Source organism: Rossellomorea sp. FM04394, from assembly GCF_041889765.1.
Lineage (GTDB): Bacteria > Bacillota > Bacilli > Bacillales > Bacillaceae_B > Rossellomorea > Rossellomorea aquimaris_B.
On the sequence record NZ_CP168654.1, the window covers coordinates 2,674,672 to 2,688,994 of the forward strand.

Annotated in this window: 14 protein-coding genes; all 14 read right to left on the bottom strand. The window is 40.6% G+C overall.

The genetic code is table 11. The features are described 5' to 3' along the window. Nucleotides 1-371: 371 nt before the first annotated feature. The 14 genes from ACCB35_RS13495 to ACCB35_RS13560 all read right to left on the bottom strand — a co-directional run bounded on the left by ACCB35_RS13495 (nt 372) and on the right by ACCB35_RS13560 (nt 14,323). Nucleotides 372-887 carry a YpoC family protein gene (locus ACCB35_RS13495; protein ID WP_374054151.1) on the bottom strand — a complete coding sequence of 172 codons (516 nt, stop codon included), beginning with the start codon at nt 885-887 and terminating at the stop codon, nt 372-374. Next, complete coding sequence (gene nth, locus ACCB35_RS13500) at nt 884-1,540, bottom strand: endonuclease III (protein ID WP_374054152.1); 657 nt, start codon at nt 1,538-1,540, stop codon at nt 884-886. Before nth ends, ACCB35_RS13495 begins: the two co-directional genes overlap by 4 nt. A 98-nt stretch (nt 1,541-1,638) precedes the next feature. Beyond that, a complete protein-coding gene (locus ACCB35_RS13505) occupies nt 1,639-2,349 on the bottom strand; it encodes a DnaD domain-containing protein (protein WP_374054153.1) in 711 nt (236 codons plus the stop codon). 140 nt (nt 2,350-2,489) lie between these two features. Beyond that, a complete protein-coding gene (gene asnS, locus ACCB35_RS13510; RefSeq protein ID WP_156142288.1) occupies nt 2,490-3,782 on the bottom strand; it encodes an asparagine--tRNA ligase in 1,293 nt (430 codons plus the stop codon). A gap of 145 nt (nt 3,783-3,927) precedes the next feature. Continuing rightward, the gene (locus ACCB35_RS13515; RefSeq protein WP_374054154.1) at nt 3,928-5,118 is read right to left on the bottom strand and encodes a pyridoxal phosphate-dependent aminotransferase; all 1,191 of its coding nucleotides are present in this window, start codon (nt 5,116-5,118) and stop codon (nt 3,928-3,930) included. 17 nt (nt 5,119-5,135) lie between these two features. Then, nucleotides 5,136-5,612 (bottom strand): DUF5590 domain-containing protein, encoded by a 477-nt coding sequence (locus ACCB35_RS13520; protein ID WP_044336384.1) that lies wholly within the window; start codon nt 5,610-5,612, stop codon nt 5,136-5,138. Nucleotides 5,613-5,624: 12 nt separating this feature from the next. After that, nucleotides 5,625-5,795 carry a YpmA family protein gene (locus ACCB35_RS13525; protein WP_082051082.1) on the bottom strand — a complete coding sequence of 57 codons (171 nt, stop codon included), beginning with the start codon at nt 5,793-5,795 and terminating at the stop codon, nt 5,625-5,627. Nucleotides 5,796-5,963: 168 nt separating this feature from the next. Continuing rightward, nucleotides 5,964-6,809 carry a hypothetical protein gene (locus ACCB35_RS13530; RefSeq protein ID WP_374054155.1) on the bottom strand — a complete coding sequence of 282 codons (846 nt, stop codon included), beginning with the start codon at nt 6,807-6,809 and terminating at the stop codon, nt 5,964-5,966. A 76-nt stretch (nt 6,810-6,885) separates the two neighbouring features. After that, entirely contained in the window at nt 6,886-9,687 is a 2,802-nt protein-coding gene (dinG, locus tag ACCB35_RS13535; protein WP_374054156.1) for an ATP-dependent DNA helicase DinG, read from the bottom strand. Between the two features lie 115 nt (nt 9,688-9,802). Then, nucleotides 9,803-10,186, bottom strand: a complete 384-nt coding sequence (panD, locus tag ACCB35_RS13540) for an aspartate 1-decarboxylase (protein WP_044336378.1) — start codon at nt 10,184-10,186, stop codon at nt 9,803-9,805. Beyond that, nucleotides 10,171-11,049, bottom strand: coding sequence for a pantoate--beta-alanine ligase (gene panC, locus ACCB35_RS13545; RefSeq protein WP_374054157.1), 879 nt, complete (start codon nt 11,047-11,049; stop codon nt 10,171-10,173). Before panC ends, panD begins: the two co-directional genes overlap by 16 nt. Beyond that, nucleotides 11,046-11,885 (bottom strand): 3-methyl-2-oxobutanoate hydroxymethyltransferase, encoded by an 840-nt coding sequence (panB, locus tag ACCB35_RS13550; RefSeq protein WP_374054158.1) that lies wholly within the window; start codon nt 11,883-11,885, stop codon nt 11,046-11,048. The genes panC and panB overlap by 4 nt, the downstream gene beginning before the upstream one ends. Nucleotides 11,886-12,158: 273 nt before the next feature. Next, nucleotides 12,159-13,142 carry a biotin--[acetyl-CoA-carboxylase] ligase gene (locus tag ACCB35_RS13555; protein WP_374054159.1) on the bottom strand — a complete coding sequence of 328 codons (984 nt, stop codon included), beginning with the start codon at nt 13,140-13,142 and terminating at the stop codon, nt 12,159-12,161. Beyond that, nucleotides 13,127-14,323 carry a CCA tRNA nucleotidyltransferase gene (locus ACCB35_RS13560; protein ID WP_374054160.1) on the bottom strand — a complete coding sequence of 399 codons (1,197 nt, stop codon included), beginning with the start codon at nt 14,321-14,323 and terminating at the stop codon, nt 13,127-13,129. The genes ACCB35_RS13555 and ACCB35_RS13560 overlap by 16 nt, the downstream gene beginning before the upstream one ends.

The window sequence follows — 14,323 nt, forward strand, 5'->3', positions numbered from 1 at the left end:
CTCCAATAATCTATCTGAATCACCCCATTTTTTAGTTTTTAAACTAAACTGTTATTGAACTAAACTGCTTCGTTAGTTGAATAAGCCTCATTATCATTTTAACATAAATATCCAGAAACCTTCTCGCTATTTTTAACATACGAATTCGCATAGCAATTAACACCGTTTTAGCACACTGACAATAATTTCAGTCACTCTGCTAAAAGGTGTGCGAATTCTAGTGCTAAGACACGCATAAAGTTATAGAAAACATTGATATATCAATAAAAAGAAGCAGTCCAATTCAGTTGCGAATTGGACTGCTAATTTGTTTGCAAATTTAGCTTTTGTACTCGAAAACCGAACCCGTTAAACATATTCTCGTTGCCTTTTTACTTTTCTTTAGACCGTTTTAAAGCCAGTGATTTAGCATATTGTTTATGCTGTTCCTCGAATAGCTGAGATAACTGTATGAATGAATGGAATAAGGTTGGATTGTTTCTAATAAATTCGATTCTTTCCACTGCGTTTGCGGGTTTAATGGATAATTGATCGATGTGGGAGTCTTCATGATTCAGTCTTACCGGCAGGGAATTACTCCAGAATAAAAGCATATAAAATTGAGAAATGCTTTTTTTCATGGCATGCAATGTATTCTTTGAGCGTTTTTTATATAACGTTTTAAGATACTCCTCTTCTTCTCCCCAGCTCTTCAGAATGGTACCTACATATAATTCATGATCGATCCAGGGAAATGAACCTGTAGCCACCTCATTGAAATAGAGAATTTCATAAGCAAAGAAAGGGTCATCAGGCCTGATATGAGAAGCATCCACTCTCACTTTTGAGTCAGGAAAGAAAAAGGGATCGATTAGCTGGGACGGGATGTACAAGATCCTTTCCTTCATATGTTACCCTTTTTCTTTAGTCTCTTTTGACCTTCTCTGCATAAATCGACCAGCGGGCAAACATCACATTGAGGGGATTGAGCTTTACAATGATATCGCCCAAAGAAAATCAACCGGTGATGAGTTTCGGACCATTCTTCCTTCGGTATTTTTTTCATTAACGTTTTCTCTACTTCTAATACGCTATCTTTCCATCGGCATATCCCTAATCTCTTACTTACACGTTCAACATGGGTATCTACTGCCAGAGCCGGCACCCCAAATGCCACCGATACTACTACATTTGCAGTTTTCCTTCCTACTCCAGGCAGTTTCACTAATTCTTCATGACTTTCAGGAACATTTCCTCCATGTTCCGTCAAAATAATCTCACATAGTTTACGAATGTTTTTTGCTTTGTTTCTGTACAACCCAATGGAGCGTATATCTTGTTGAAGTTCTTCCAAAGAGACATCCAGATAATCTTCAGGTCGTTTATATTTTTCAAATAAGCCTTTTGTGACTTTATTTACTAAGGCATCAGTACATTGTGCCGATAAAAGGACCGCGATTACCAGCTCAAATGGATTCTCATGACGGAGCTCACAGTGAGCGTCGGGAAACATCTCTCGCATTTCATCTAAGCATATTTGTATTTGTTTTTTATTTAACATGTGACTCAATACCTCCACCTTGTACTATAAATCCTACTATTACCCGACATAAAAATAGACCAACCCTCAAGCAAGTGAGAGTCAGCCCTTTTATCGTCTTATTGCTCAAGCCAATTATAAAATGGTACTGATTTTCGTTTAGGAGAAGCACTAGTATCATTTGAAGCTGCAGGTTTTTGATGTGAACGGAAGCGTTGACTTTGGTTTCGGGCATCTTCGATGGTTTTCACACCGTTTTTCTTCCATTCGAAAAGAATGCGATCGATATATCTAAAATTCAGCTTCCCTGAAATGACAGCTTCTCTCAATGCTGCTTTAATAATAATAGCATTATGATCATCCTGGTCCAACCACATGGCCAACGTTTCGCATTCTAATGGAGATAGTGGTCGACCAAATTCCTGTTCAAATGTGGTGTAAATGTCTGCTTCTTCTTCCATTGATTTCTGCATTTGTTTCATTTTGGAATCTTGTATCACGAATTCAGCCATTTTTTCCCATAACGGATTGAGAGAATACTTTTCAAAAAGGATTCCATCTGCAGAAGATCCCTCTTCAATAGATAGAAATTGCTGTTGGATTAACTTTCGTAATATAGATGAACAGTATTCAGTAGAAACGCTCATAGGTTCAGAGAGCTCTTCTGGCGTTGGAAAATAGTTACCCTTTTCCAGATGACCATAAATATGCAAAAGTAAAACGAACTCTGACTCATTTAAACCTAATGTATTGTAATTTGATAATAATAATTGCGGAATGTTAAGTGTTCCCTCTTCGATCCAGGACACCATTAAACGTTTATAATCCATATTCGGCACACCTCACTCACTAGTATATCATGGTTCAGTATATGTGGACATGCTTATGAATTAGAAGAAAGATGGAAAAAAGAAAAGAACCGGTCGGCATTGCTCTAAAAGCAATCCGGCCAGCTCCTTGTTTGTTAGTATTAAGGGTACAAACGGTTTAGTAGACGCGGGAATGGGATGGTTTCCCTCACGTGTTCTACTCCGCTGATCCAAGCCACTGTTCTTTCAAGTCCAAGACCGAAGCCTGAATGAGGAACAGATCCATATTCTCTTAATTCCAAGTACCACTTGTAAGCATCTGTAGCAAGTTCATGCTCTTCAATGCGAGCTTTCATCAACTCTGCATCGTGGATACGCTCTGAACCACCTATGATCTCTCCATACCCTTCCGGAGCGATTAAGTCAGCACATAATACCACATCATCACGATCCGGATCTGGTTGCATATAGAACGGCTTTAAAGATGTCGGATAATGAGTGATGAACACAGGTTTATCATAGCTTTCAGCAATGGCTGTCTCGTGCGGGGCACCGAAGTCATCTCCCCACTCGATGTCATCAAAGCCTTTTTCATGTAATAATTTTAGAGCATCGTCATACGTAATGCGCGGGAATGGTGCTTTGATCTGCTCTAATTTAGACGTATCTCTCCCCAAGCGGTCTAATTCAAGTTGACAGTTTTCCAATACTGATTGAACGATGTAAGAAACATATTGTTCCTGTACTTCGAGGTTATCCTTAAAGTCATAGAACGCCATTTCAGGCTCAATCATCCAAAATTCGATCAAATGACGACGAGTCTTTGACTTCTCCGCTCTGAATGTTGGTCCGAATGAGAATACTTTTCCTAATGCCATGGCCGCTGCTTCCATATAAAGCTGACCACTCTGAGAAAGGTAGGCATCTTCTTCAAAATATTTAGTGGCAAATAACTCAGTCGTTCCTTCCGGAGCACTTCCAGTCAGAATTGGAGGATCTACCTTGACAAATCCTTCTTGATTAAAGAATTCATATGTTGCACGAATGATTTCGTTACGAACTTTCATCACTGCATGTTGTTTACGGGAACGAAGCCAAAGGTGACGATGATCCATCAGGAACTCTGTTCCGTGCTCCTTTGGTGTAATTGGATAATCCACTGCTTCATGAATCACTTCTACGCTTTTCACTTGCAGTTCATATCCAAAAGGTGAACGGGAGTCTTCTGACACCGTTCCTGTTACGTACAGAGACGTTTCTTGAGTCAATGATTTTGCTTTTTGAAAGATTTCTTCTTCCACTTCACTTTTCACGACAACACCTTGAATGAATCCAGTTCCATCACGAAGCTGAAGAAAAGCAATTTTTCCACTTGAACGTTTGTTGGCAAGCCATGCACCGATGGTTACTTCTTCACCAACAAACTTACTTACTTGAGATATAGTAGTTTTCACGATTTTTTCCCTCCAAAAAAACTAAGACGCTTATGTATCGTTATTTATTATACATTTACCCTTATCCCGTCGCAATAGATTGAGCAAAACGAGATGATTTTAAGGAAAAAGCAGACCGAAACAAACGCGGCCTGCAAACCTTGTATTATTTGCTTTTCCTAACAACAAATTCATGTATTCTCTCAATTGCTTTTTCGAGTGCATCCAGACTTGTGGCATAAGAAAGACGGATATTATTGTCCGATCCGAACCCTGAACCAGGAATAACCGCTACCTTAGCCTCTTCCAGAAGAGCTTTGGTAAATTCGTCGACATTGTTGTAGCCTGTTTTCTCAGCCGCTACTGACACATTCGGGAACAGATAGAAAGCACCTTGAGGTTTTAAACAACTAAACCCTGGGATATTGTTTAATTTATCAAAAACAATGTTTAAGCGCTTCTCAAACGACTGTCTCATATCCTCTACTGGCTGTTGATCTCCTAAATAAGCAGCAACCGTCCCATATTGTGAAGTTGTCGTTGGGTTAGAGGTAGAATGACTGGCAAGATTTGTCATTGCTTTAATGATTGCCTCGTTACCTGCGGCATATCCAATCCTCCATCCCGTCATGGAATGAGATTTTGACACCCCGTTGATCACGATGGTTTGCTTTTTAAGTTCTGGAGACAATTCAGCAATAGAAGTGTGTGAGTTCCCGTCATACACAAGCTTTTCATAAATCTCATCTGAAACGATCAAAACATCATTTTCTAAGCACACATCCCCAATCGCTTGTAACTCATCCGAAGAGTACAGCATGCCTGTAGGGTTACTAGGTGTGTTAAGGATGACCGCTTTCGTCTTGGGAGTAATCGTCTCCTTTAACTGCCTTGGAGTCACTTTGTACTGATTCTCTTCTTTCCCTTCAACGATAACGGGAATTCCTCCGGCAAGCTTCACTTGTTCAGGATAGCTAACCCAATAAGGAGTAGGAATAATGACCTCATCACCTTCGTTTAATAGCACTTGAAATAATGTATACAGGGCATGCTTTGCCCCACTTGTTACGATGATTTCAGAAGGTGCATACGTAAGTTTCTGGTCTGTCTCAAACTTGTGGATGACGGCTTCTTTTAATTTGGCCATTCCACCAGATGGAGTATATTTGGTGTGGCCCTCAGTCATGGACTCATACGCAGCTTTGATGATATGTTCAGGCGTATTAAAGTCTGGTTCCCCTGCACCTAAGCCGATTACATCAATTCCTTGTGACTTCATTTCCTTTGCTTTTGCAGTAATTGCTAAAGTTGTTGATGGTGTTAATGCACTTACTCTGTCAGCTAACGTAAATTTCATTGATGTATTCCCCCTGATCATAAATTTTCAATTTTTCTCCACCATTCTCCTGTTGAAAACAGCAGGTAGAAATAATTTAAATTGTCTTGTTGATCTAAATAGGTAATTTCCCAAACAGGCCCGACGGATTCATATCCTAAACGGACCGATAACAATTCTTTAGGTTGCTTTTCATCATTTAGTTTATTGATTGCCTCTTCTTTTGAAATACCATCTGCCCATTTTTTTTCAATTATTTCCCCTTTTTTATTGGGTACCCAAGCCACGAGTTTCTCGTTTTGATCATCCTTACCTGTCACCACAACATATGACTTAGAGCCGTTGTAGAAGCTTGTGCTTTCAACATCGACGATAGCCGTTTCAGTTTTGACCCGGTCTAGAGCCTTTTCTGCTTGATTATTCAATGGGTTCCGGGAAACTTGATAAAGTACAATCGAAGCCGTTATCCCAAGGACGATGAACAATAGTGCGATAATCTTTATCCATTTTTTCATTACAATCACTCTTTATGTACGATAAATTGTTAATACTGCTTGATTCTGATCTTCCGGATCTAAGGCTAAACCAAACATATAATCATCTTTTTTTAATGTTCTATTCAGTGTATCAACGACTTTATATAAGTTATCCGTATATTCGATACGAACGGTGGAAAGAATTTCAATTCGGCTCTCCATGGTGTTCCTCCTTTTTCCCGCTTACCTATGGCATTTCCTTATTAAAAAACTCTACACACATTATAACAACATTAAAGGCTAATATGGTAGAGGTTATCACAAAAACTATCTGCTAATTCTCACTCATTCAGGCTGACAAATATGTCAGCCCTTCTTTATTTAATGGTGTTAATCTGTATGGCCTTCTTCTTTAAACACTCCATCTTCTTGATCAAAAGTCAGCACTTCGTAGTTTCTCTTATTAAATTTAATGGCTATCAATCCATGCTGGCCTGTCAAATACAGGTCAATCCACGCCTCGTTGATGGCTTCGAGCATTTCACCATTAAGGAGTCGTTTCTTAGAACGATAAAGCAAAGCCGTTTGAGGGTCGATATGCCTCAGAAGGCTATGGGACATGTTTTCCGACTTTGAGTGAAGAGGTATTTTTACAATGTTGACGTTCTTTAAGGGTTTTGTTAGCAAAACCTCTTCAGAATGCAATGATTGCGAGCTGAGCCACAAAAAGCGATGGTGATAAAAGGTTATTGAGAAGTCTAATCCTTCTCGATTCTCATTGCCTTCATGCATCACATTTAACGCCAACTCTTTCGAAAGTGAGTAAGACTGATTCTCTTGAATGGTGTGTATGGTATAGGAACCTATTTCCGATATAGCTTCAGCCAGAGATTTACCCACTATTATCTCTTCTATGGAGTATTTCTCCCCCAGCTCAGTAATCATATCCTCGTGCACTTCTCTTTTCTCCGTGATGATGATTCCCTTTATATTTTTAATACGAATTTGATTCAAATAATAATATAACTGATTGCTCTCCTGAAGAGGTCCGGTATTGATTAAATAATTTTCTCCAGAAGCTAAATGAAGTACAGCTACCTCTCCTTTAATTACAGGAAGAAAACTAATTGCATACTCCTCATGTGATACATGTAAATCTACCTGAGGCACTTTCATTCCATTGGTGTTTGAAATGACGATGAGAAAAGACAGCATTACCATTAAGATGACTCTCATTTTCAATCCTCCAGTTTCACATCTACTCTTTAGGTTGTGTTAAAGAGGAAAATTTATCACTGAAGTTTAATCTGTTTTAGAGCCATTCTTCAATCCATGAAACCAAATCAAATAAATCCCCTTCTTTTACTTCCATTGAAGGGATAGACTGGAGGAAAGCCTTTCCGTACCTTGTCGTCATCACTCTGCGGTCATACACAATTACGATTCCACGATCACTGCTTCTTCTAATCAGCCTCCCTACCCCTTGCTTGAAACGAATAATGGCTTCAGGTAAAGAGTGAGAGGAAAATGGGTTTTTCCCTCGAGCTTTCAGGATATCTGATTTTGCCTGATTGACAGGCTCGTCCGGTGGAGAAAACGGAAGTCTGACCATGGCAAGACAAGAAAGGTCTTCTCCTGGAATGTCTACCCCTTCCCAGAAACTGCTCGTTCCAAATAATATAGCCTTATCGAATCGCTGGAAATTCTTTGTCAGTCGTGTACGACTCCCTGAGGTGATTCCTTGTGCCATTAATACATATTCCTCTAATAAACCACTTTCTTTCATCAACTCATACGTTTTCCTTAACATATCGTAAGACGTGAATAAAATGAGCATTCGCCCTTTCGTCGCTTGTGCGACCCCTATTAAATGAGAGCTTATTGCTTCAATATACTCTTCACTTTGAACTTGTTGTATTTCAGGGACGTCTGTTGGGACGAATAATCTTGAAACTTCATTATAGTCAAATGGAGAAGTAAGCTGTACCTGTTTTACCCCCTGGTCGACAAGGCCTATTTCGTTTAAGAAGTAATTGAAAGACCCGCTGACGGTAAGGGTAGCTGAAGTCAGGACCACACTTTTCTTTTTGGCAAAGATCTCATCATGAAGCTTGCGATCGACGGTAACAGGTTGAGCTTGTATGGAAAGACTGTTAGGTAATGACCTTGTGTCTCCATCAAGCCAAAGAACATGGTTGTTCATATCCCTTAAAAATACCGTTTGAAAATTCATTCTCAACTCCGTGAAATCCACTAAAAAGCTGTAGAACTCTTCAATTAAGGCTTTTTCTTTATCAAGAAGTTTTATCTTCTTATCCTTGATTGCTTCAAGTACCTGCAGAAACTCTCTTTCTACAAACTTCATTCCTGAAATGACTCGTTCCATGGCCATGAGAACAGGTTGAAAGTAAGTGCTTTTCTTCATGTCATCTGTAATTCTCAGTTGTATTTTTTGTATCCCGGTTCTCTTTTTGGCTTTCTTATAGAAAACGCTCGTTAACACTCCAATGGCCTCTTCCAAGTCAACGTAAAATTGGCCAATACGTGCATCCAGCTCAAATGAATGAATATTCATTTCAATCGAGTGACTGGAAATAAGCTGATCCAGACGATAAAACAACTGTTTTTGGTCCAGTGTTCCTAATTGGGAAGTACTGAACTTAATGGAGAGATAATCCATTACGACTCCAAGATGCTGTCTTGCTGACTTCTCCAGATGATGAGCCTCATCTATTACCAAATATTCGTAAGGAGGAAGCATGCTGCTTTCATTCACAATATCAGTCAGAAGCATTGAGTGATTCGTAATGATGATATCTGCTTCTTGAGCACTCTTTCTTGCGAAAAGATAGAAATCTTTCCCTATCCATGGATCCTTTGTATGAGGCAAGTGCCAGCCATCATGTTTTAAACGATTCCAGAATAACTGCCCTCCCGAGGTGAGGTTAAGTTCATCCATATCACCGGACTCTGTTCGTGTCAGCCAGACTAAAATCTGCATTTTTGTTAGAACTACATCATACTGAGACTCCTCTTCACGGAGGGACTGTTCAAACTTAAACAGGTTTATGTAATGGTTTTTCCCTTTTAACAGGACGGTTTTGAATGGTATAGGGCTTATTCTTTCCAATAATTTAATTTCTTTATGAAGTAATTGCTCCTGCAATTGGACGGTGTATGTACTGATAACCACTCTTTCCTGAGTCGACTTGGCAAACATGACCGCTGGCCATAAGTAGCCCAGTGACTTTCCAACCCCTGTTCCCGCTTCTATGACCACATGACGGGATCCATGAAAAGCATGTTGAATCTCATTCATCATGTCCATTTGCTGTTCTCTCTTCTCATAGAAGGGGACATGTTTTTTTAAATGCTGTTCTATATTGGGTTCATCAAAAAGGAGCTCTTCTATAGGTGATTCATCTTTCTTTGAAGCAGCTTTCTTCAGAAGAGCCAGTCCTCGGTACACCTCTAACTGTGGTGGAAGGTCCTCTACGTGCTTTTGTTTCTCACTCACAATACTGTCAAACAATAAGGAGAGATCACTTTTCAAATGATGAGAAAGCTTGTGTAGCTTTTCGAGTGTGACTAATGGAAGCTTTGACAATTCTTCAATAAAATATAGAAGGATTTCAGCTGTCACATAGGCATCACTGTCTGCTTGGTGAGGCCTTACATGGCTTAAATCCAATGAATTGGACAGTTCCGTCAGTTTAAAACTGTCTGCCGATGGTAAGGCCACTTTGGCTAACTCTACTGTATCAAAGGCAGGTCCTGTAAATGGATTATAGCCTGCCTCTTCCAGTTCTGCTTGAAGAAATGAAAGATCGAATTGAACGTTATGGGCAACAAAAACGCCATGATCCAGCAGCTCAAGTATTTTAGGTGCAATTTCATGAAAGGCTGGAGCTTCCTTGACCATATCATCATTGATCCCCGTTAACTCCTCAATAAACGCAGGAATCGGTTTTCCAGGTGACACAAATGAAGTGTATTGATCAATGATTTTTCCGCCTTCTATAATAACCGCTGATAGTTGGATGATTTTTTCTCCTTTTTTAGGAGAATTTCCTGTTGTCTCAAGATCGATAACAACCAGTTTAAATGGGTACATGTTATTCACTGCCTTTATATAGATCCTACATCATTCTCTTATATTTCTAAATAAGTGTACCATAAACAAAAAAGCAAGTCTCCTATTCACAAATTAGAAGACTTGCCGATTTCTTTTATAGTATTGTTGCTTCCGGTTCTGTTCCGATCATATCGATGATGCGGTTATTTTCTCCCATGATGGCTACTTTCGGAATATGGTCATGAACCATTTCTTCAGCTACCAACTTATATGATATGATGATGACAATATCACCTCTTTGCACAAGTCTTGCAGCAGCTCCGTTCAAACATATGACCCCGCTCCCTCTTTCACCTGGAATAATATAGGTTTCCAAACGGGCTCCATTGTTGTTGTTTACAATCTGAACCTTTTCGTTCGCCATCATACCGACTGCATCTAATATATCCTGATCGATTGTAATGCTTCCAACATAATCTAAGTTCGCTTCCGTCACAGTCGCTCTATGGATTTTACCACTCATCATCGTTCTAAACATTTTAAATCCTCCTCTGGTTCTACACTGATGATTATATTATCAATCAATCTGGCCTGCTGAAATTGAACTGCCAAAGCGATAATGATTTCCCCATGTAAGCTAGTCAATTCCGCTAGCTCAGGGTAGGTATACACTTCCACATAATCGATTTTCCCTGATGTATTTTCTTGGATGTTCTCTGAAATCATAGAAATAATGGCATCGGGATTTCGTTCCCCATCTTCAATGCTAATTTTAGCTTCTGCCAGACTTTGATAAAGAGTAGGAGCCTCCCTTCTTTCTTCTACTGAAAGGTAGACATTTCTTGAGCTTTTCGCCAATCCATCCTCTTCCCTGACGGTAGGCACCCTCACGATTTCCACCGGAAAGAAATAATCGCTCACTAACCCTTCCACTACTGCTATCTGCTGGGCATCCTTCAGCCCAAAATACGCTCTCGTCGGCTGAATAAGATGAAACAATTTAGTCAGAACGGTTACCACTCCGTCAAAATGACCTTCCCGTTTTCGTCCGCACAATACTTCTACCCGCTCCGTCACACTCAAGGTGACAGATTGCGTCCCTTTGTACATTTCTTCTACTTCAGGAATAAAGAGTATATCAACCCCAACATCCTTTGCTAACTCAGTATCTCGTTGAACATCACGGGGGTAGCGGTCGAAGTCTTCATTCGGACCGAACTGCAGGGGGTTTACAAAGATACTCATCACGACAGTATCGTTGTTTTTCCCCGCTTCCTCCACCAGAGTCAAGTGGCCTTCATGAAGGTACCCCATTGTAGGGACAAATCCGATAGAGGCCCCGGAAGTCTTTTCTTGTTGTATCGTACGCTGTAAATCTAATAATTTTGTTATCACTTTCATTTTTTCATTCCACCATAGAGAGCATCCAATTCTTCCTCACGCATCGTAAAGGAATGGTCATCTGTCGGGAAGCTCTCCCCTTTAACTTCTTCTATATAGGTTTTTATACTGCTATGAATGGCTTCTGATACGTTGCTGTATTGTTTAACAAACTTAGGCACACGATTCACTCCGTATGTTACAAGATCATGGAACACTAACACCTGGCCATCGGTTTCACTGCCCGCCCCAATTCCAATCGTCGGAATCGTCAAGGCTTCTGAAATCTCTTTGGCTATTTGCTTTGGTACACACTCTAACACAAGTGCAAAAGCACCTGCCTGTTCACATTTTATGGCATCATCGATCAACTTTTTGGCCGTGTCGGCTGTTTTCCCTTGTACTTTATATCCACCAAGGACACCAACGGATTGAGGGGTTAAGCCTAAATGAGCCATAACGGGTATGCCTGCACTTGTTAGGAAATGAATACGATCAATCACATGATCTCCCCCCTCAACCTTCACAGCGTGGGATCCTCCCTGTTGAAGGATCTGAGCCGCTGTTTTAAGAGTTTCATCTCTGGACAGGTGGTACGACATAAACGGCATATCGGTGACGATAAAGGTATCTTTCGCCCCTCTTTTTACGGCTTTCGTATGATGGATCATATCTTCAACTGTAACGGGTACTGTTGAGTCATAACCCAATACAACCATTCCGAGGCTGTCACCTACAAGGATGACATCAATGCCCGCTTCTTCCGCTATCTTGGCACTTGGATAATCATAGGCTGTAAGCATGGAAATCTTTTCTCTCTTATCCTTCATCTTAAGAAAATCTGTTGTTTGTTTCATTATGTCCTCCTTCTTCTCAGTCAGAGGTGACGAAACGAAATGAAAGCACTTTCATAACAGAAATAAAAAAACCTCCTGAATAAATGACAGAAGGATCATAAGTGTTTAGTATCATTGTTTCGACCCTCTGTCCCAGTCCGCAATGGATCAAGGCAGAAATTGTATTAAAATGCTGAACGTCTAAAGGGTGCAGTTCCAAGGATACTGCCCAATGAGATTATACCATAAAAAAACGAGATGGAAGCAATCGTTTAGCTTCCACCTCGTCTTTCCTTAAATATTCACTTCAATATCCGCTGAATAAATTTGATGAACGGTTCCCGTTGAGTCCTCGATTTTTAGAACTCCTTCATCCGTTATTCCCAATGCTTTACCTTCAATCGTTCCATTTATGGTACGGGCACGGATTTTCTTCCCGATACTGATTGCATAACTCTCCCATAATAGCTTGATAGGTGTAAAACCTTCTTTCATATAGATAGAATACAGGGCTTCAATTCGTTCTAACACTTTTTGAACAATTTCAGATCTTGAAAGGGTATCTCCTTGTTCAATGGCAAGTGAGGTTGCAATCGTCTGAAGTTCATCAGGAAAGTGTTCCTTCGTATGATTCACATTCATGCCGATACCGATTATAATGGAATTTATTTTATCAGATTCCGCTTGCAGTTCCGTCAATATTCCCGTCACTTTCTTTCCGTCAATAAGAATATCATTCGGCCATTTGATTTGAGGATGAAGGTCCGTTACTTCTTCGATCGCTTGAACGACGGCAACTGCAGTAATGAGCGTAAACTGCGGTGCCTTTTGGGGTGGAAGAAGGGGTTTTAAGATCAGACTCATCCAAATTCCTGTTCCCTTTGATGAGTGCCATTCTCTCATCAGCCTTCCTCTTCCGGCTGTTTGTTCGTCCGCAACGACCAACGTACCCTCTGCTGCACCGTCGCCAGCAAGCACATGTGCGATCCGTTGTGTACTTTGTACCGACTCTTCATAATGGATCACTCTGCCTAACGTTTTCGTTTGTAATCCCAAGCGGATCTTACTTTCTGTCACACTATCAGGGGTGTCAATAATTCGATATCCTTTTTTTCTTACGGCCTCTAAAACAAAGCCTTCTTTACGAAGTTCTTCAATATGCTTCCAAATGGCCGTTCTTGAACATCCTGCAATATCAGCCAGTGCTTGTCCGGATAAAAATTCCTGATCTGATTCAGACAAAGCGTGAAGCAATTTCTTCTTTATAGTCGATTGCATGTCTGCAGCCACCTCCTTATCATTTCTTTATCGTTCGTGATTGTCCCGGTTATAACTGCGGTTTCAATTTCAGCCAAACATTCCTTCAGCCATGGACCGCCTTTTTTGTTCGCCCATGTCATTAGGTCATTTCCTGTTACATCCAGCTGCTGTCTGGATGTAATCGCTAAAGAATGATATTCTTCCTTCACCGCTTCTACAGAAGAAACCGGTTTGGATTCTATGCATTCATAGACTTTCTCAACGTTAATGGCTGCTTCCATACCCGCACGATAAAGCAAAGGCTTAGACCAGCCGGATTTCCTTCTTAACTGCAGAATTTCAAGCTCCTTCGACCGATCCCGTACCGTTTTCGTGGGGAGTCTCCAGCTTTTAAGAAATTCCTGGGGATCAGTATCCCCAAGGTAGGCTAAAAGAAGTAACCATGCCTGGTCCTTATTTATGTCTTCTAATCGAGGAAGATCCGCAACCTTTTGAAGAGCTTCTTTATGGTGAGTGAAATGAGGGAGTTCAGTATATAGATTGGTACGAACAAGAAGGATAAATGCTTCTCGTTTCCATTTACCTCCTGCGATCTTCTCGAACTCCATCGTTTTTCTTTCAACGGCAATATGCTCCAGCAATTTAGAGTGCTCCTTTAGAGCATTCAATGTACCAGACTCGATCTTGAAGCCTAGTTGGCTGACAAACCGGACTCCCCTCATCATACGGAGGGCGTCCTCTGTAAACCTCAAATCCGGTGATCCCACTGTTCTGATCACGCTGTTATGTATATCTTCCTGGCCATTAAAAGGGTCAAATATCCTACCCTGTCCATCCATGGCGATACTATTCATCGTAAAATCACGCCGCTCCAGGTCCCCTTCCAGTGAACGGATGAATTCCACCTTATCAGGTCTTCTAAAGTCAGCATATGTAGATTCTGTTCTGAAGGTTGTGATTTCATATTCCCTTCCTTCATCTACGACCAGAAGGGTTCCGTGTTCAATGCCGATATCAATCGTCTTCGGAAATATCTCCTTTAATTCTTGAGGATAGGCAGACGTAGCGATATCTACGTCATTAATAGGCCTATTCAGCAAGTAATCCCTAACAGAGCCTCCAACGAAATAAGCTTCAAACCCTGCCCTTTCAATTTTCTTTAAAACGGGTACGGCTTGTTGAAATATAGACGGTAACAA

What these genes read in the sequence shown, in the direction of transcription:
- ACCB35_RS13520 (WP_044336384.1), bottom strand. Translation starts at nt 5,612, where the DNA reads ATGAAAAAATGGATAAAGATTATCGCACTATTGTTCATCGTCCTTGGG.
- ACCB35_RS13530 (WP_374054155.1), bottom strand. Translation starts at nt 6,809, where the DNA reads ATGAGAGTCATCTTAATGGTAATGCTGTCTTTTCTCATCGTCATTTCA.
- ACCB35_RS13495 (WP_374054151.1), bottom strand. Translation starts at nt 887, where the DNA reads ATGAAGGAAAGGATCTTGTACATCCCGTCCCAGCTAATCGATCCCTTT.
- panC (WP_374054157.1), bottom strand. Translation starts at nt 11,049, where the DNA reads ATGAAAGTGATAACAAAATTATTAGATTTACAGCGTACGATACAACAA.
- ACCB35_RS13555 (WP_374054159.1), bottom strand. Translation starts at nt 13,142, where the DNA reads ATGCAATCGACTATAAAGAAGAAATTGCTTCACGCTTTGTCTGAATCA.
- ACCB35_RS13505 (WP_374054153.1), bottom strand. Translation starts at nt 2,349, where the DNA reads ATGGATTATAAACGTTTAATGGTGTCCTGGATCGAAGAGGGAACACTT.
- nth (WP_374054152.1), bottom strand. Translation starts at nt 1,540, where the DNA reads ATGTTAAATAAAAAACAAATACAAATATGCTTAGATGAAATGCGAGAG.
- dinG (WP_374054156.1), bottom strand. Translation starts at nt 9,687, where the DNA reads ATGTACCCATTTAAACTGGTTGTTATCGATCTTGAGACAACAGGAAAT.
- panB (WP_374054158.1), bottom strand. Translation starts at nt 11,885, where the DNA reads ATGAAACAAACAACAGATTTTCTTAAGATGAAGGATAAGAGAGAAAAG.
- ACCB35_RS13525 (WP_082051082.1), bottom strand. Translation starts at nt 5,795, where the DNA reads ATGGAGAGCCGAATTGAAATTCTTTCCACCGTTCGTATCGAATATACG.
- ACCB35_RS13515 (WP_374054154.1), bottom strand. Translation starts at nt 5,118, where the DNA reads ATGAAATTTACGTTAGCTGACAGAGTAAGTGCATTAACACCATCAACA.
- panD (WP_044336378.1), bottom strand. Translation starts at nt 10,186, where the DNA reads ATGTTTAGAACGATGATGAGTGGTAAAATCCATAGAGCGACTGTGACG.